This is a genomic window from Micromonospora sp. CPCC 206061 (genome assembly GCF_036906915.1).
In the GTDB taxonomy this organism is placed as follows: domain Bacteria; phylum Actinomycetota; class Actinomycetes; order Mycobacteriales; family Micromonosporaceae; genus Phytohabitans.
In genome coordinates, this window is record NZ_JBAKHX010000087.1 from 1 (window position 1) to 17,095 (window position 17,095).

The 17,095-nt window shown below is 69.7% G+C and carries 14 protein-coding genes; 6 read left to right on the forward strand and 8 right to left on the reverse strand.

What is annotated here, in order from left to right; all coding sequences use genetic code 11:
• Positions 1-53 precede the first annotated feature (53 nt).
• Both V6V89_RS41965 and recD2 read right to left on the reverse strand, forming a co-directional pair.
• A complete protein-coding gene (locus tag V6V89_RS41965; protein WP_442935286.1) occupies positions 54-332 on the reverse strand; it encodes a GNAT family N-acetyltransferase in 279 nt (92 codons plus the stop codon).
• Positions 333-380: 48 nt separating this feature from the next.
• Entirely contained in the window at positions 381-2,594 is a 2,214-nt protein-coding gene (gene recD2 / locus V6V89_RS34915) for an SF1B family DNA helicase RecD2 (protein WP_334623863.1), read from the reverse strand.
• 375 nt (positions 2,595-2,969) lie between these two features.
• Here recD2 and V6V89_RS34920 point away from each other — a divergent pair, with 375 nt between their 5' ends.
• From V6V89_RS34920 to V6V89_RS34940, 5 genes are all read left to right on the forward strand, one after another.
• Positions 2,970-3,470: a hypothetical protein gene (locus V6V89_RS34920; protein WP_334623865.1), complete on the forward strand. Its 501-nt coding sequence runs from the start codon at positions 2,970-2,972 to the stop codon at positions 3,468-3,470.
• Between the two features lie 43 nt (positions 3,471-3,513).
• A complete protein-coding gene (locus tag V6V89_RS34925; protein WP_334623866.1) occupies positions 3,514-4,926 on the forward strand; it encodes a sensor histidine kinase in 1,413 nt (470 codons plus the stop codon).
• Positions 4,923-5,582, forward strand: a complete 660-nt coding sequence (locus V6V89_RS34930; RefSeq protein WP_334623868.1) for a response regulator transcription factor — start codon at positions 4,923-4,925, stop codon at positions 5,580-5,582. The genes V6V89_RS34925 and V6V89_RS34930 overlap by 4 nt, the downstream gene beginning before the upstream one ends.
• A 220-nt stretch (positions 5,583-5,802) precedes the next feature.
• Positions 5,803-7,050, forward strand: a complete 1,248-nt coding sequence (locus tag V6V89_RS34935) for a hypothetical protein (protein WP_334623870.1) — start codon at positions 5,803-5,805, stop codon at positions 7,048-7,050.
• 90 nt (positions 7,051-7,140) lie between these two features.
• Complete coding sequence (locus V6V89_RS34940) at positions 7,141-7,608, forward strand: hypothetical protein (protein WP_334623872.1); 468 nt, start codon at positions 7,141-7,143, stop codon at positions 7,606-7,608.
• Positions 7,609-7,868: 260 nt separating this feature from the next.
• Here V6V89_RS34940 and V6V89_RS34945 read toward each other — a convergent pair whose 3' ends face one another.
• The 6 genes from V6V89_RS34945 to V6V89_RS34970 all read right to left on the reverse strand — a co-directional run bounded on the left by V6V89_RS34945 (position 7,869) and on the right by V6V89_RS34970 (position 15,524).
• Positions 7,869-9,443 (reverse strand): alkaline phosphatase D family protein, encoded by a 1,575-nt coding sequence (locus tag V6V89_RS34945; protein WP_334623873.1) that lies wholly within the window; start codon positions 9,441-9,443, stop codon positions 7,869-7,871.
• Positions 9,444-9,547: 104 nt separating this feature from the next.
• Positions 9,548-10,294, reverse strand: coding sequence for an SDR family NAD(P)-dependent oxidoreductase (locus tag V6V89_RS34950; RefSeq protein ID WP_334623874.1), 747 nt, complete (start codon positions 10,292-10,294; stop codon positions 9,548-9,550).
• Positions 10,291-12,519, reverse strand: coding sequence for a hypothetical protein (locus tag V6V89_RS34955; protein WP_334623875.1), 2,229 nt, complete (start codon positions 12,517-12,519; stop codon positions 10,291-10,293). Before V6V89_RS34955 ends, V6V89_RS34950 begins: the two co-directional genes overlap by 4 nt.
• A 1-nt stretch (position 12,520) precedes the next feature.
• Complete coding sequence (locus V6V89_RS34960; protein WP_334623877.1) at positions 12,521-13,342, reverse strand: carbohydrate ABC transporter permease; 822 nt, start codon at positions 13,340-13,342, stop codon at positions 12,521-12,523.
• On the reverse strand, positions 13,339-14,202 hold the full coding sequence (locus V6V89_RS34965; protein ID WP_334623879.1) for a carbohydrate ABC transporter permease: 864 nt from the start codon (positions 14,200-14,202) through the stop codon (positions 13,339-13,341). Before V6V89_RS34965 ends, V6V89_RS34960 begins: the two co-directional genes overlap by 4 nt.
• Positions 14,203-14,210: 8 nt before the next feature.
• Positions 14,211-15,524, reverse strand: coding sequence for an ABC transporter substrate-binding protein (locus V6V89_RS34970; RefSeq protein ID WP_334623880.1), 1,314 nt, complete (start codon positions 15,522-15,524; stop codon positions 14,211-14,213).
• Positions 15,525-15,778: 254 nt separating this feature from the next.
• On the opposite strand from V6V89_RS34970, the gene V6V89_RS34975 reads away from it, so the two are divergent.
• Positions 15,779-17,071: a mandelate racemase/muconate lactonizing enzyme family protein gene (locus V6V89_RS34975; RefSeq protein ID WP_334623881.1), complete on the forward strand. Its 1,293-nt coding sequence runs from the start codon at positions 15,779-15,781 to the stop codon at positions 17,069-17,071.
• The last annotated feature ends 24 nt before the right edge of the window (positions 17,072-17,095 follow it).

Sequence of the window (17,095 nt, forward strand, 5' to 3'; positions counted from 1 at the left end):
GTCGTGATCGTCATCAGGTGCTCTCTCCTTGATCAGGAGTTACACCGATCTTTTTACACTCCCATCGTCGAGATTCCAGATAGATAAACAGGTTGGTCAGGATGGGTGATGGCCGCCCAGGTGAAGGCGTGCCGCAGCAGGCGGCGTCCGATACCGCCGCCGGTGTGTGCTGGATCGACGTGCAAGTTGTCGAGCAGGATCCATCCGCCGCGGCCGGGAATGAGGTAGGCGAAGCCGAGTAAGTCGAGCGCGTGCCATCCGCGATGTCGCGATAGCGATGGCTGCCCGCTGCAGGGGCCTGGGAAGGCCAGGCCCGCACACCGGAGCCGCACCGTTCTGCCGGGGTGCGTTGCCGGCGCAGCCGGGTGGAACGCACCTGTTCATGATCGCGCTGTGGCGGTCGTGTTGGTGAGCCGGTGGGTGAGGGCGGTGTGACGGCGGCCGGTGCCGGCGGTGCGTACCGCGATGGCGAGGGCCTTGCGGGAGCCGACCAGCACGACCAGCTTCTTGGCGCGGGTGACTGCCGTGTAGAGCAGGTTGCGTTGCAGCATCATGTACGAGCTCATGGTCACCGGCACCACCACGGCCGGGTATTCCGAACCCTGCGAGCGGTGCACGGTGATCGCGTACGCGTGCTGGAGTTCGTCGAGCTCGTCGAAGTCGTACTCGATGTCCTCGTCCTCGTCGGTGCGCACGACGAGCTGCCGGTCCTCGCCGGACAGGGCAGTGACGACGCCGACGGTGCCGTTGAAGACGCCGGCCTGGCCCTTGTCGTAGTTGTTGCGGATCTGGATGACCTTGTCGCCGATCCGGAACACGCGGGCGCCGTGCCGCCGCTCCGGAGCGCCCTCCCGCTGCGGTGCGAGGGCCTGTTGCAGCGCGAGGTTGAGGTTGCCGGCACCGGCCGGCCCGCGGTGCATCGGCGTGAGCACCTGGATCTCGCGCGGCCGGATGCCGAACTTGCGCGGGATGCGCCGGGCCACCACGTCGACGACCAGCTCCGCGGCCGCCTCCGGTTCGTCGACCGGGAAGTGGAAGAAGTCCGGGTACGCCTTGAGTTCGGGCGGCTGGCCGGCGTTGATCCGGTGGGCGTTGACCACCACACCCGACTCCTGCGCCTGGCGGAAGATCTTCGTCAGGCGTACCCGCGGGATGCGCTCGGCGGCGAGCACGTCGCGCAGCACCTCCCCCGCGCCGACCGACGGCAGCTGGTCCACGTCGCCGACCAGCAGCAGGTGCGCGCCCCTCGGTATCGCCTTGATGAGCTTGTTGGCCAGGATCAGGTCGAGCATGGACGCCTCGTCCACCACGACCAGGTCCGCGTCGATCGGGTTGTCCCGATCGTGCGTCGGGTCGCCGCCCGGGCGCAGTTGCAGCAGGCGGTGCACGGTGGCAGCGGGGTGGCCGGTCAGCTCGGTCATCCGTTTCGCGGCCCGACCGGTCGGTGCCGCGAGGACGATCTTCGCCCGCTTAGCCGCGGCGAGGGTGATGATCGATTTGACGGTGAATGACTTGCCGCAGCCCGGTCCGCCGGTCAGCACCGCCACCTTCGCGGTCAGCGCCAGCCGCACCGCCTGCTCCTGCTCGGGCGCCAGGTCGGCGCCGGTGCGGGCCCGCAGCCACGCCAGGGCTTTGGCCCAGTCGACGGTCGCGAACGCCGGCATCCGGTCATCGCGCCCCTCCAGCAGCCGCAGCAGGCTGCCCGCCAAGCTGGCCTCCGCCCGGTCGAACGGCACCAGATACACCGCCGGGATCGTGCCGCCCTCGTTGGTCGGGTTCGGCACGGCGTGGCGCACCACGCCTTCCTCGCCGGCCAGTTCCTCCAGGCACTGACGCACCAGCTCAGCGGGTACGCCGAGGATCTCGGCCGCGTCCGTGAGCAGGTTCGGCTCCGGCAGGTAGCAGTGCCCGCCGTCGGCCGCCTCCGACAACGTGTACTGGATGCCGGCCTGGACCCGCTGCGGGCTGTCGTGCGGGATGCCGACCGCCTGGGCGATGGTGTCGGCGGTCTTGAAACCGATGCCCCACACGTCCGACGCGAGCCGGTACGGCTCGTTGCGGACGACCGAGATCGACGCGTCGCCGTACTTCTTGTAGATCCGCACCGCCAGCGACGTCGACACGCCGACGCCCTGGAGGAAGACCATCACCTCCTTGATCGCCTTCTGCTCCTCCCACGCGTCGGCGATCATCCTGGTGCGCTTCGGCCCGAGCCCCGGCACCTCCGCCAGCCGGCCCGGCTCCCCCTCGATCACCTCCAAGGTGTCGACGCCGAAGTGCTCCACGATCCGGGCGGCCATCTTCGGCCCGATCCCCTTGATCAACCCGGACCCGAGGTAGCGCTCGATGCCCTGGATCGTGGCCGGCAGCACCGTGGTGAACGAGTCGACCTGAAACTGCCGCCCGTACTGCGGATGCGACGTCCACCGCCCCACCAGCCGCAGACTCTCCCCCGGCTGCACACCCAGCAGCGCACCCACGACCGTCAACAGGTCACCACCGCGACCGGTGGCCACCCGCGCGATCGTGTACCCGGTCTCCTCACTGGCGAAGGTGACACGTTCCAGCACCGCCTCGAGCACCACACCACTCACGGCGCCCAGTCTCACATCCGCCGTTCCGACCGCGTTACAAAGCCGCCCGAGCTGCCGCACATCCCGCGCCGTCCGGGGCAACCGCAAGCGCCGCGCTGAGCGCATCCGCGTACCGACCCCGATCGAGCAAGGCAGCCGCTTCCCACGCCGGACCGGCAGATACCACGAGGCTAGTCTGGCACCCGCGAGGGCCACCGCACTCCCACTTCGAACGGCGAGGGCTGGTCAGATTTGGACCGTCCATGACCGCCGCGCTGCGGTCGCGAACCACGGCAGAAGCCGCCACACCAGACAAACACGAGCGCGATACGGCAGGTCGCCGTCGACGCGGTCCGGCTGGCCGGAGGACCCGGAGGGCTGGCGTGGCGGTACGCATTGGTTGGGGTCATCGCATCGGTTGATGAGAAGACTCTCATCCCCCACTCACCTGCCGGTGAGGGTTGGGCAGGCAGGCTGACCGGTGTGAGTGTGGCGTGGAGCGCGCAGAAGGTGGCCACCGGACTGGGTGTGGTGGCGTTCGTGGCCCTACTTGCGGGGGTCGGGGCGCCGGCGCTGCTGCCGCCCGATCCGGTGCCGGTGATCCAGATTCCCGCCCCGGCAGCCAACACGGGCGATGATCGAATCGGGGACGGGGATGACAATGAGGCTGAACCGGCGACACCGGCCCCGAGCGGAGGCGACGATGATGACGACGCCGGCGACCGATCCAACAACAGCGCAGATACCGACGACAACGGCGGCGGCCGGCCCGGTTCCGGCGATGACGACGCCGACGATGGCGATGCCGACGACGGGGACGACGACGACGGGGACGACGACGGGGACGACGACGGGGACGACGACGACGGGGACGACGACGGGGACGACGACGACTGAGCCGCGCCATGAACCGCCCGCCCGGCGGTGGTGGCGGCCGGCGTTGGGGCTGCGGCTGCGACTGCTGGGCTGGGCCCTGGTCTTGTTGGCGGTCGCGAGCCTGTCGTCGGTGGTGGTGATCCGCCAGGTGCTGCTCAACCAGCTGGAGAATCGGATCACCACCGACATGCGGCAAGAGGTGGGCGAATTCCGGCGCCTGGTCGGCGGTCAGGATCCGGCCACCGGACGGCCGTTTGGCACCGACTTGCGTGCGATCGCCGACACCTACCTGCTGCGCAACGAGCCGCAGACCGGTGAGGCCGTCCTGGTCTTCGTCGACGGGATCTTCTACCGGGCAACCGCCGACATGCCGTACGACCTGACCGGCGATGTGGCTTTGGTGGGCCGGTGGACCGGTCTGACGGACAGCGTCTACGGGCAGATTTCGGACACCCCGGCTGGGTCGGCCCGGTGGCTGGCCGTACCGCTGGTGATCGACGGGGCGGTGCGCGGGCATGTGGTGGTTGCCGAGTTCGGCGCCGAACGCCGCGCAGAGATCGACCGCGCTGTCCGGCTCATGACCCTGGCCTGCTTGCTCGTGCTGGTCGTGGTCGCTGCGGGCGGTTACCTGGCCATGGGCCGGGCGCTCCGGCCGTTGCGGACGGTCACCGACACCGCCCGGGCGATTGAGGAGACCGACCTGTCCGGGCGCATCCCGGTCACCGGAACCGACGAAGTCGCCGACCTGGCCGCCACGTTCAACGCCATGGTCGGCCGCCTGGAACGGGCGTTCGCCGCGCAGCGGGCGTTCCTATCCGACGCCGGCCACGAATTACGCACCCCGATCACCATCGTGCGCGGCCACCTTGAGGTGATGGGCGACGACCCGGCCGAACGCAGCGACACCATCGCCCTGGTCACTGACGAACTGGACCGGATGAACCGCCTGGTCGACGACCTGCTCATGCTGGCCAAGGCCGAACAGCCCGACTTCCTGCAGCCCGAACTCCTCGACGTGGCTGATCTGTTGCACGACGTCTACGCCAAGGCCCTGGCGTTGGGTGACCGGGACTGGCGCCTCGGACCGGTCGAGCAGATCACCGTGTGGGCTGACCGGCAGCGGTTGACCCAGGCGTTGACGCAGCTGGCGCAGAACGCGGTCCAGTACACGACCGAACCGACCGACCAGATCGAGCTTTCCGCCCACCAAGCCGACGGGCGGGTACTGCTGGCGGTGAAGGACACCGGGGTCGGTATCGAGTTTGAGGACCGGCAGCGGATTTTCGACCGGTTCGCCCGCGGCGAGCACGGCCGCCAGCGGGCCGAGGGCAGTGGTCTGGGGCTGGCGATCGTGGCCGCGATCGCTTACGCGCACCGTGGCACCGTGGCGGTGGACAGCATCCCGGGCGCGGGCTCCACCTTCACCCTCGTCCTGCCTGCCGACCCACAACCACCGCAGCCAGGGGTGCCGTTATGAACCGGGTCCTGATCGCCGAGGACGAACCGCGGATCGCGTCGTTTCTGACCAAGGGCCTGCGGGCGGCCGGATACACCGCCACGGTGGTGACCAACGGCGTCGACGTCGCCGCCGGCGCCCGCTCCGGCGATTTCGACCTGCTCATCCTCGATCTGGGCCTGCCCGGGCAGGACGGCCTGGCCGCACTGGCGCAGATCCGCGCTCGCGGCGAAAAGCTGCCGGTGATCGTGTTGACCGCCCGCGACGCCGTTCCGGACCGGGTCACCGGCCTCGACCTGGGCGCCGACGACTACATGACCAAACCCTTCAGCTTCGATGAACTGCTCGCCCGCATCCGCGCCCGGCTACGCGAACACGGCCACGACACCCCCACCACGCTGCAGACCGGCAACCTCCAACTGGACCTGGTGCGACGGGTCGCCACCGTCAACGGCCGGCCCGTAGAGCTGACCGCCCGCGAGTTCCTGCTCGCCGAAACCCTGCTACGCCACCCCGGCCAGGTCCTGTCCCGCGAGCAGCTTCTGGACCGAGTGTGGGGTCTGGCGCACGACCCAGGCTCCAACATCGTCGACGTGTACATCGGCTACCTGCGCCGCAAACTCGGCACCGACCTGATCCACACCGTCCGCGGCGTCGGCTACCGCCTCACCACCTAATACCACCCTGCTCGCCGCGACAGCTCACCTTGAGCGGCTGCAACGGGACACGGCCGCCGTCGAGCAGGCCACCGGCACACTCGAGGCCGAGCTGGCACAGGTGCGCTCCCCAACTCCGAAGGCCGGCGTCGGCCCACCGTACCGGCGGCGCGGGCGGGTCTAAGAGTGCTCTCATCGTCGGTTCATCCGTGGCTCACCGCCGGCACCCACCCTCGATGGCATGACCGTCACCCATGCGCGGGCCGCCGAGCCCGGCAATGCGGGCTGCCCAGAGCTGGCCCTGGACCAAGATCTTGAACTGCTGACCGGGCCGGACGCCACCAGCCTGCTGCGCGCGGCGCTGCAGCCCTCCGGTGGCAGGTTGCTCTCGATCCGCGTTACGCAGGTCGACCCGCAGCCCGGCCGCGGCTGCACGGCCGGCTATCAGGCCCGGGTCCGCTGGCCCGACGGAGGCACCAGTACGGAACGGTTCGCCGCGACCACCGGTCACACCCCGGACGGGACGCTGGTGGTGGAGGATGGATCAACCCGGGTGGGGTTGTGGCGGTTCCCGCACGACCCGCGCTTGCCCGGGCTGCCCGCCGCTTGCGACCCGGCCGCGGTCGGCCGCTTGCTGGATGAGTTCGGATACGGTAGCGGCCCGGTCCAGTTGCGGGTACGCGGCTACCGGCCCGGCCGCCGGGCCGTCATCGAGGCCACCACGAGCCGGGCAAGGCTGTTCCTCAAGATCGTGCGCCCTGGCCGGGTCCAAAAATTGCACCAGCGGCATCGGCTCCTGACCAACGCGGGTGTGCCGGCTCCGCCCAGCCTCGGCCACACCCTGGACGGGCTTCTGGTCCTGCAGGCGTTGCCCGGCCGCACCCTGCGCCACATCCTCCAGCACGGCGGCACCAATCCACCGCCCGCCAGACAGATCCTGGCGTTACTCGACCGGCTGCCAGACGAGCTCGCCGACGGGCCGCCACGTGCCTCGTGGCCCGACCAGGCCATCCACTACGCGGCGATCCTAGCCGCGGCGTTGCCCGACCGCGCTGGCCAAGCCACCGACCTCGCCGAACAGCTAGCCGCGCAGCAGGCGCCCGGCCCGGTAACCGCCGTGCACGGCGACCTGTACGAGAACCAACTCCTGATCACCCGCGACCGCATCACTGGGCTGCTCGATGTCGATACCGCCGGCCCTGGCCAGCACGCCGACGACCTGGCCTGCCTGCTCGGCCACCTATCCATCCTGGCCCACCTCGACCGGCAAAACGCCGCCGCCATCAACCGGGTCGGTGCCGCCTACCTGGCGGAGTTCGAACGGCACGCAGACCCCGCCGACCTGCGCCGCCGCACCGCCGCCGTGGTGCTTTCCCTAGCCACCGGCCCCCACCGGGTACAGCAGACCGGCTGGCCGGCCGCCACCCGCAACCGGCTCGACCTCGCCGCCGCGTGGCTGGATAGCGCCAGCACCCTGAACCGCCCATGAGAGAGCTCTCACCGCCAGCTCAAGCCCACCTCATCCCGGTGGCCGACCGTCGTAGGTAGCACCCAACAGTTGAAGAAAGGGACATCGATCATGAGGATCAACCGACCGTGGCGGGTTGCGGTGGCCGGCGCCGGCGCCGCCGCCCTCATCGCCGGGCTCGGCGGCGCCGCCGTCGCCAGCGACGGCATCGACCTGCACGACAAGGTCCACCCCATCCACGTCGATACCGGACACGACGACACCGCCATGGACGACTCCGCCGAATCAGCGGACAGTCCGCACGCCTCCCCGTTCGACTCCGCCAACTCGCCCGCGGACGCGCCGGCCGGCAGCAAGGTGGGCGGCACCGCCGTCGACGGGTCACCAGAGTCGGCTGACAGCCCGAACGCGTCAGCGGTCGACTCTCCGAACCCGCCGAAGAAGCCGACCCAGGCCAAGCCCAAGCCGGCCGGCGACGACTCGGCCGACTCCCCGGCCCCCCGCCACCGCGGCGGCGCCGACTCCGGCAGCTCTGCCGGCTCGGCCGACTCCGGCGCATCCGCGGACTCCGCCGACTAGCCCCAGCCACCCAAAGCGCCGCGGCCCGACCACCCCAGGTCGGGCCGCGGCCCTGTGCCCGGACCGCCCGCTACCCCCGACCTGCACGTAATCGCCGATGCGGGGGCTGCCCGGCCAGCCTCAACCGGTTGCCCCTACGCAGCCGGACGAGGCTGAACGTGGCCACCTGGCCTCTCGCCGGGTCACCCCGGACGCTGGCGAGCATCACCGGCCCCGGCCGCATCCCTGAAGTCGCTATGACGACTACCGGGACGCCTTGATCATGGGAGGGTGACGTGTGCGATCCCGGGTCGGCCGCTCTCGACGTGGACGCTGGCCCGGGTCGCGACTGGGGCGCCGGGCGCGTTGACGAACGGTACGACGCGGTAGTCGGTGCGCATCTGGTCGCGGCCGAGGTGGCATACCTGGTATCCGCGTTGGGCGTTGTGGAATTTCATGTGCGGGTTCTCGGCCAGCCAGGTCACGCCGAGAGCGTCCATGTCGATCCCGTTGCCGCCGGAGCTGATCGAGGTGCCGAGGAACTCGGTACCGACGGTGCGCGAGTTCGGGTCGGCGAAGTCCAGCTTCAGGTCGGCGGCCACGCTGCGGTGCGCATCACCGGTGATCATGAGGAAGTTGTCCACGCCCCGGGCCACCACACCGTCGAAAAGCCGTTGGCGGGCGGCGGCGTACCCGTCCCAGGGATCCATGCCGAACCGTTGTCCCGGACCGTCGGTGTGGTCGGCTTCCATGGCGAAGACCTGATTACCCAACATGTTCCACCGCGCGGTGGACGCGCCGAGCCCGGCCAGCAGCCACGCCTCCTGCTCGGCGCCGAGCATCTGCCGGTTCGGGTCCCAGCGCAGCGCCGGATCGGTCAGCAGCCGGTCCCGGAACCGCCGGGTGTCCAGCACATCCAGTTGCAGCAGGTCACCGAACCGCAGCCGCCGGTACACCTGCATCTCCGGGCCGTGTGGCATCGACGACCTGCGCAGCGGCAGATTCTCGTAATAGGCCTGGTAGGCGGCGGCCCGCCGCAGCCGGAACACGGCAGGGTCCTGGTCCGGCTCGGTGTCCGGCTGGGAATGGTCACCGGCCCAGTTGTTCTCCACGTCGTGGTCGTCCGGGGCAACCACCCACGGCGCGGCCGCGTGCGCCGCCCGCAACGCCGGATCGAGTTTGTACTGCGTGTACCGGATCCGGTAATCGGCCAGCGAAAACGTTTCGGTGACCGGCAGATGCGCCCGCCCGATCGTGCCGACCCCGGTGCCCTCATAGATGTAGTCACCCAGATGCACGACCAGATCCACGTCCTCAGCCGCCAAGTGCTGATACGCGGTGAAGTAGCCCTCGGGATAGTTCTGGCAACTGGCGAACGCGACGCTCAACGAGCGCAGCCTGACCCCGGGGCGGGCCGCGGTACGGGTACGACCGGTCGGGCTGACCTGGCCGCCGATCCGGAACCGGTACCAGTACACCCGGTCCGGACGCAGGCCACGCACCTCGGCGTGCACCGAGTGCCCCCACCCGGGCGTGGCGCGTTCGACACCGCGACGCACGACCCGGCGAAAGCCCTCGTCCTCCGCCATCTCCCACGACACGTACACCGTCCGGCCCGGCATGCCCGCAAGCCCGTCGGGGGCCAACGGGTCCGGTGCCAGCCGGGTCCAGAGCACCACACCGTCCGGCGTCGGATCCCCGGACGCGACACCCAACGTGAACACATAGCCCGGCAAAGTGAGCGAGCCGTTCGACCTCGCCGCGGCCGGCTCAGCGGCCAGAACCGCCGAACCCGCGGCGATCCCACCCAGGGCGAGGAAATGACGACGGGGCACCATCCAGGGGGACTGCGACATCAGGGTAGACCTTTCCGAGAGGGGTTTCGCAGAGAGATGAGCCGATGTTTGGTGTTCTGCTGACATGGTGACGCGGTGGCCACAGTGGACAATGCGAGGTGCCGTTAGGCGTCGACGACGCGGAGGGAAGCGCCGCCATCGGCGAGGATGACTGAGCCGGTGAGGTATGCGGCGGCGTCGGAGCTGAGCCAGGCGGCGATCCGAGCGACCTCGTCGGCGGTCTGGAGCCGTCCGAGTGGCACCGCGGTGCTGGCGCGGGCGGCGTACTCGGGTTCGGTTTCGAGCTGGCGGCGGGCCATGCCGGCGGCGACGATGCCGGGTGAGAGCGCGTTGACCCGGATCCGGTGCCGGGCCAGTTCAGCGGCCATCGCCCGGGTGAGCATGAGCAGGCCGGCTTTGGAGACCGAGTAGGCGGCGATCTCGGGCCACGGCTGGACACCGACCCATGACGTGATCATGGTGATGCTGCCGGGGCGTGCGGCGTGGACCATGCGACGGGCGGCGGCCTGGCCGACGTGGAACGCTCCGGTGAGGTTGACGTCGAGGTGGCGTTGCCACTGGTGGGCGGTGATGTCGAGGAAGGGCGCGGAGTGGACGATCCCGGCCGCCGCGATGACGACGTCTGGTGCCGGGAGCCGTTGGAAGACGGCGTCGACCGCCGCGCGGTCGGTCACGTCGACGGCTTCGAAGACGCACGGTTCCAGGCCATCGTCGGGTGAGCCGAGGTGACCGTGGTCGGTGTCGGGCAGATCCAGCACGTGGACGCGGTGTCCGGCCAGCCGCAGGTGCGCCGCGATGGCTCGTCCGATGTCGCCGGCGCCGCCGGTGACCACAGCGATCGGCGCGGTCATGACTGCCGCTTCGCGGTGACGCGGATCCGGCCGGACGTCGGCAGCGCGATACCGCCGGTGTCGTCGCGAGCAGCCGGCGCCCCGTCGACTCGTATGGCTGCGAACGGTGCCGGCAGGTGCAGCGTCACCGCGGTCGGTGCTCGACCGGCGGCGGGGATGTCGAGGTCGAGGTGCAGCGACCCGTCGTCGTCGACGACGCCGTCGAGGTCGACCGGACCGAACCTGGTCGGTGTCCGCGAGGCCTGTAGCCGGTCGCCGGGTCGCGTCCATTCGGCGGGCACCCCGGGCAGTACGCGGACGGTCTCCCCGACCTCCATGAGCAGCAGGTGCCGGACCAGGCGGATGAACTCGGCGGAGGCCCAGTTGTGCGGCATGTCGCCGCAGATCTGCCCGTGGCCGGTGCCGGTCTCGGAGTGTTCTTCACGCCAGACGTACGCGGCGGTGGCGTGGTTGGCCATCGCGTACAGGTAGTCGACAGCCTTGTCACCACGGCCGGCGTACAGCCAGGCGTGGGCGGCGAAGGAGGCGGAGTAGCTCCAGACCGCGCGGAAGGGCAACCACCCGGTGGTGAGCGGGATGCCCTCGGCGTCGTCGCGGGCGTCGAGCAGACCGAGCAGATCCCGCACGATCGAGGCGTCCGGTGGCAGGATCTCGCCGGGCCAGATCGCCTGGCACAGCGCCCACGTCGCCGACTCGGGCTGGATCCGGTGCGCCCGCGTGACGGCCGCGTCGGGGATGTCGGGCAGGAAATGGTGGGTGCCTGCTGGTGGCGGAAACATCGGCAGGTAGGGCGTCCCTTCACCGGTGGTCGTGCGCAGCTGTCGGGCGCGCTCGACGAACCGATCGCGCATCCGGTCGTACAGGGCGCGGATCTCGGCGGCGCCGTCGAGTGCGAGACGGTCACCGGCGGTGGCTGCCGAGCGCAGCCCCGCGAGCGTCCACACGGTAGTGGTGAGTTCGGCGCGCTGGCCGGCGACTCCGCCGTCGGCGAACGCGATCGGCATCAGCCCGGCCAGCGGGTGCCCATCCGGGAGATCCTCGGCACTACGATGCAGTTCGGCGAGGTGCTGGCAGGCGCGCCGGACGATCGGCCAGAGCCGACGTAGCGCGTGGTCGTCGCCGCGCAGTTCGTGCTGGCGTACGAGGGTCATCACCGCGATGGCGGTCTCTTTGACGTGTGGTGCGACTTGCAGCGCGGTGATGGAGCCGTCGGCTTTGACCCGCTTGAGCAGTACGTCGATGCCTGCGTCGGCGAAGTGGTCCCAGCCGAGATACCGGGCCGCCTCCAGGATGAAATGCCCGTCGGCGACCCACATGCCGCGGTAGACGGCCGGCCCGACCTGCAGCACGGGCAGCCCGTCGACCTCTTCGGCGGCCTGCAGCAGGTTACGCGCGCAGCCGGTGAGGACGTCCATGACCGCCGGGTCTGGCACGTGTACGGGGTGCCAGAACAACTCCTGCTGATCCCAGTCCTGCCGGGACCGGTCCAGCGCGGCGCGAGCCGTGGCCTCGTCGACCTCCCCGTCGGCGCCGTCCTCGCACGGCACGACGACGACGCCGCTGAGTCGTTCACCGCCGCGCAGGACAGCGGCCGGAGTCGCCAGGCCCGATGCGGGGACGAACCCGGTGGTGTGGGCGCGCAACAGCGGATGTGGGCGAGAGGTCAGCACCGTCGGAAGCGTGTCCGGGTCGTCGTCGACGGTGGTGTCATCCGGCCAGAACGGCAGGGCTGGCTCCGCGCCGGGCGCAAACGCCACGACGCGGTGTGCCGGCGCGATTCCCGGCGGCGCGACGACGGCGACTCGGTCGTGGATGTCGATGTGCAGGCCGGTGAGCAGGTCGCCGGTCGCCGGGTGCGCGTCGATCTGCCAGAGCACGATGTCACGGCGGCGTCCGGCACTGTCGAGGTCGGCGAAGGCGGTGAGCTCCAGCGTCTGACGGGGGTATTCGACGACGGTGTGAACGATGGCCCGGCGGGGACTCTCCACCCGTTGTACGACGTGGACCGGGTCGTCGTCGGTCTGGGCCCGCAGGGCGATGACCCGGTCGAAGGTCCAGGCCTCGAACTGCGCTTGGTGGAAGCCGTAGAGCAGCGCGCCGTCCTCCCGCACCAGGCTCTTGTGGTGGTCCAGCGGACGGCCGATGAGGGTCCACGAGCGTTTCGGCGCGTACCGGAAGTCGATGACACGCGCGGGCGCGGCGGGCTTGGTGGTTGTTGGTCGCATATCAGCCTTTGACCGATCCTTCGAGCATGCCGCGAATGAAACCACGTTGGAGGAACAGGTAGACCACAATCACCGGCAAAGTGATGATCAGCGCCCCGGCGGAGAGGCCGGCGACGTCCACCGTCCGTTCGCCGACGAACAGGCCCAGACCTGCGGGCGCGGTCCGGCGGTCCGGATCCTGGATCAGCACCAGGGCGAGCAGGAACTCGTTCCAGCTCCACAGGAAGAAGAGCGTCGCGAGGGTGGTGACGGCCGGCCGGGCGGTGGGCAACAGGATCCGCCACAGGGCGGTCCACGTCGACGCGCCGTCCAGCTGCGCCGCCTCCAGCAGGGATTTCGGTGATGACAGGAAGAACGCGCGCATCCAGAACGTGCCGAACGCGACCGACAAACCGATCTGGGGCAGGATGAGCGCCCAATAGGTGTCGGTGAGGTGCAGCGCCCGCAGGTCGTAGTAGAGCGGCACGACGGTCGCCTCGAACGGCATGACGAGGCCGATCAGCAGCAGGTAGAACAATCCGGTCGAGCCCCGGAACCGCATGGTGCCGAAGGCGTACCCGGCCAGGATCGACAGCGCGGTCGCGGTCGGTACCACCACGACCGCGACGATCGCGCTGGAGGCCATCAGCGAACCGAAGCCGCCGACGGTCCACGCGCGCCGGAAGTTGTCGAAATGGAGCTCGTCCGGCAGCGCCAGGCCGGTGACGGTGCTGCCGGGCGCTTGCAGTGCGACGGTCAGGATGCTGACGAACGGCAACAGGACAGCCACGCAGAACATCACCAGGATCACGTAGATGACGAGCCGTTCCGCACGGACGCTCATCGTTCCTCCCGGGCCAGCCTGGTGATGGTGAACACCACGGTGAAGATGAGCAGGGTGAGCACGACCGCGACCGCGCAGGCCAGACCGACGTCGCCCTCGCGGAAGCCCAAGCGGTAGATCTCCACGGCGGGCACGGTGGTGGCGTTGCCCGGCCCGCCGTTGGTGGTCACGTAGACCAGGTCGAAGTTCCGCAGCGCCGCGATGGTGGTGATGGTCAGCGCCACCGCGATCTCCTGGCGCAGCCCTGGCAGTGTCACGTGGAGGAACTCCCGGATCGGTCCGGCGCCGTCGATGCGCGCCACCTCGTACAGGCTCGTGTCGATTTTCTGAACACCCGCAAGAAACAACACCATGCACAGGCCGTACATCACCCAGGTGCCCACCAGCCCGACCGCGGGCAACGCCCAGGTGAAGTCGCCGAGCCAGGCCCTGCTTACCGAACCCAGCCCGACGGCGTGCAGGAGCTGGTTCACCACTCCGTCGTCGGTGTACATCCACCGCCACGCGACGCCGACCACCACCATCGCGATGACCTGCGGCAGGAACAGCACGGTGCGGAACACCGCCAACCCGCGCAGCCGGTGGCGGCTCAGCGCCGCGGCAAGGACGAGACCGAGCATCACCGGCACGATGGAGGTGAAGACGAGAAAGACTCCGGCGTGCGCGAACGACGACAGAACCGTGCCGTCGCCGAGCAACCGGCGGTAGTTGTCCAAACCCACCCACGTGCCGACGGAGATGCCGTCCCATTCGAAGAACGACAGTTCTACGGTGTGCGCCAGGGGCACCAGCACGAACGCCAGATAGACCAGGAAGCCGGGCAGGAGGTACAGGTAGGCGATCCGCTGCCGCCGTCGCATGGGTGGACTCATTTCGCGGTGAAGGTGTTCCAGTCGCCCTGGACCGCTTTGATCAGCCCGTCCGCGCTCTGCTTGCCACCAAGCAGCTTCTGGACCTCCGAGAACAGCGTGTCCCCCATGGACGGGGTGGCCCAGTCCATATAGAGGGCCATCCCGTCGGCCTGCGTCACCTTCCGCCAACCCTCGAGGCTGCCTTCCTGCGCGGTGCCAGCCCCAGCCGTGGACGATTCACCGTTGAGCGCGGGTAGGTAGCCGCCCTTGAACAGCGTCGGCGCCGCCTCCTGCGAGATCATGTAGTTGATGAACGCCGCGGCCACGTCCGGATGCTTCGACTTGGTCGACACGGCGAATGGTGAGGTGAGCGCGCCGGTGGCACGCGCCGGGGTGCCGGCTTTGGCGGGGGGCAGCAGCATGAAGCCGGCGGCGCCCTTCATCTCCTGATCGATGCGGGCTTGGACCCAGTTGCCGGTCACCATGAACACGCCCTCGCCCTTGATGAACTTCGAGACGCCGTCGTCGTAGGCCGTACCGTTCGCCGACGGCGCGACGTAGCCGTTGGACACCCACGACTGCAGTGTGGCGGCGGCCTGCTTGACCCCCGGCCGGTCGAGCGACGCGCCCTCCTTGCCGTAGACCCAGTTGCGCACGGCCTCGAGATCGTCGTACTGCGCGATGAGGTCGCTCAGCAGATGGTTGGCCGGCCACGCTTCCAGGTTGCCCAACTGGATCGGGAGCTCACCGGCCGTCTTGGCCTTGGCCAGCGTGTCGGTGAACGCGGTCAGGTCGGCGATAGCGTCGGGCTCCACGCCGAGGGCCTTGAGTTTCGCCCGGTTGTAGTAGACCCCGACGAGGTTGCCGCCCACGCTCGCCCCGTAGAGCTTGCCGCTGCCGAAGCTGCGCGCGTCGTCTTCGAACCGGAGCTGGTCGAGCAGCCCGGGCCCGAACCGGTCCGACCAGCCGTATGCGGCGGCGTAGTCGTCCAGCGGGCGGATCAGCTTGCCCTTGACCAGCGGGCCCATCATCACGTGGGCCTGTCCGACCTGGGCGATGTCGGGGGCCTTGTCCGACGACATCACCAGCTTGATGTTCTTGCCGTAGTCGGCGAAGGCGGTGTACTGCCGTTCGATCGTGACGTTGGGATGCAGCGCCTGAAAGTTCTTGATCAACGTGACGATCGCGTCGCCGGTGCCGCCAGCCTCGTAGTCGGTCAGGGTCAGCGTGATCTTCTGGCCGGTGGGCACGGTGGTCGAGATCGGACCTGCCGTCGCGGTCGAGTTGTCCGATCCGGGGGTCGGGCTGCAGGCGGCGGCGACGAGGGCCACCGCGACACTGCACAAAGCGGCACGAGCGGTACGGGCGACAGTGCGTCGCACCAACACTTTTGTCATCGCGGGGAAACCTCGTTGTCGTCGGGTAGACCGGTCAGACCACAATGCATGAGGAGCCTCGGGTCGTCAAGACACGAAAACCAAGGTGAGAACGGCATCCTGCGGCCGCGCCCCGTCGACAGCGCCGCTTGACCGGCTACGTCATCGGCCAATATGGTCTTACCGGTCATGCCTAGCGATGGAGCACTGTGAAGATCATCGGCCTAGAGACGGTGCGCCTGCCGCACCTGCCCAACCTGCTGTATGTCCACGTGTCGACCGATACCGGCCTGGTGGGTCTCGGCGAGACCTACTACGGCGCGGGCGCGGCCGAAGCGGTCGTGCACGAGGAGCTCGCGCCGCGCCTGCTCGGGCTGGCCCTCGGTGACAGCGCCCGGGACATCGCCCGGCATGCGGGTGGAACAGCGGCCTACGTCGGGTACTCGGGCAGCGGCGCGGAAACCCGCGCCCGCAGCGCCGTCGACCTCGCGCTGTGGGACATAGCCGCCCAGCACGCGGGCGTACCGCTGGCCGACCTGCTCGGCCGGCGCCGCGACTCGCTGCGGGTCTACAACACCTGCGCCGGGCCGCTGTACATGCGCCAGACATTCGGCCAGGTGTCGTCGAACTGGGGCTTGACCGCCGCGGACGGCCGGTCGCAGCGCTATGAGGACCTCGACGCGTTCCTCCACCGGCCGGAGCAGCTGGCGCGGGATCTCCTCGCGCAGGGCATCACCGCGATGAAGATCTGGCCCTTCGACCAGCTCGCCGAGCAGACCTCCGGCCGCTCCATCGACGCGGCCGGGCTCGCCGCCGGCTGCGAGCCCCTCCGGCGTATCCGCGCCGAAGTCGGTGACGCGATCGACATCGCGGTCGAGTTGCACGCGCTGTGGGACCTCGATCCGGCGCGCCGGATCCTGGACGCGATCGCCGAGTTCGCGCCCTTCTGGGCGGAGGACGCGCTACGGCCCGACGACCTCAAGGGCCTGCGCACCTTGCGCGCCGGATCTCCGATCCCCCTGGCGGGTGGTGAGACGCTCGGCGGTGCCCGCGCACATCGCAACCTGCTCGACGCCGACGGCATCGACGTGCCGATCGTCGACCTTGGCTGGGTCGGCGGCATCAGCGAGGCCCTCGACCTGATACCCGCGGCGCAGGCCGCCGGACGCCCACTCACCCTGCACGACTGCAGCGGTCCGGTCGTCTTCGCCGCCTCGGTGCATCTCGCGATGCACCTGCCCGACAACCCGATCCAGGAGTTCACCCGCTCCTATTACCACGGATGGTGGCGGGATATCGTGGACGGCATTCCACCCGTGCGCATCGGCACCGTGGCCCCGGCAGTGCTTTCGGGACACGGGATCAGCCTGCGCCGGGACGTCCTGGCCGCCCCCAGCACCCGGATCAGGCGGCAAGGACGGTGCCTGACAGCGCCGAGCCGATCCTCCGTCACCGACGACGGACCGCCGCAGCCGAGCGCCGCGACCGCGAATGCCGGGTGAACCGCCCCGCCGAGGCGGCCCCGC

What these genes read in the sequence shown, in the direction of transcription:
- V6V89_RS34930 (WP_334623868.1), top strand. Translation starts at nt 4,923, where the DNA reads ATGAACCGGGTCCTGATCGCCGAGGACGAACCGCGGATCGCGTCGTTT.
- V6V89_RS34940 (WP_334623872.1), top strand. Translation starts at nt 7,141, where the DNA reads ATGAGGATCAACCGACCGTGGCGGGTTGCGGTGGCCGGCGCCGGCGCC.
- V6V89_RS34950 (WP_334623874.1), bottom strand. Translation starts at nt 10,294, where the DNA reads ATGACCGCGCCGATCGCTGTGGTCACCGGCGGCGCCGGCGACATCGGA.
- V6V89_RS34935 (WP_334623870.1), top strand. Translation starts at nt 5,803, where the DNA reads ATGACCGTCACCCATGCGCGGGCCGCCGAGCCCGGCAATGCGGGCTGC.
- V6V89_RS34965 (WP_334623879.1), bottom strand. Translation starts at nt 14,202, where the DNA reads ATGCGACGGCGGCAGCGGATCGCCTACCTGTACCTCCTGCCCGGCTTC.
- V6V89_RS34955 (WP_334623875.1), bottom strand. Translation starts at nt 12,519, where the DNA reads ATGCGACCAACAACCACCAAGCCCGCCGCGCCCGCGCGTGTCATCGAC.
- V6V89_RS34945 (WP_334623873.1), bottom strand. Translation starts at nt 9,443, where the DNA reads ATGTCGCAGTCCCCCTGGATGGTGCCCCGTCGTCATTTCCTCGCCCTG.
- V6V89_RS34960 (WP_334623877.1), bottom strand. Translation starts at nt 13,342, where the DNA reads ATGAGCGTCCGTGCGGAACGGCTCGTCATCTACGTGATCCTGGTGATG.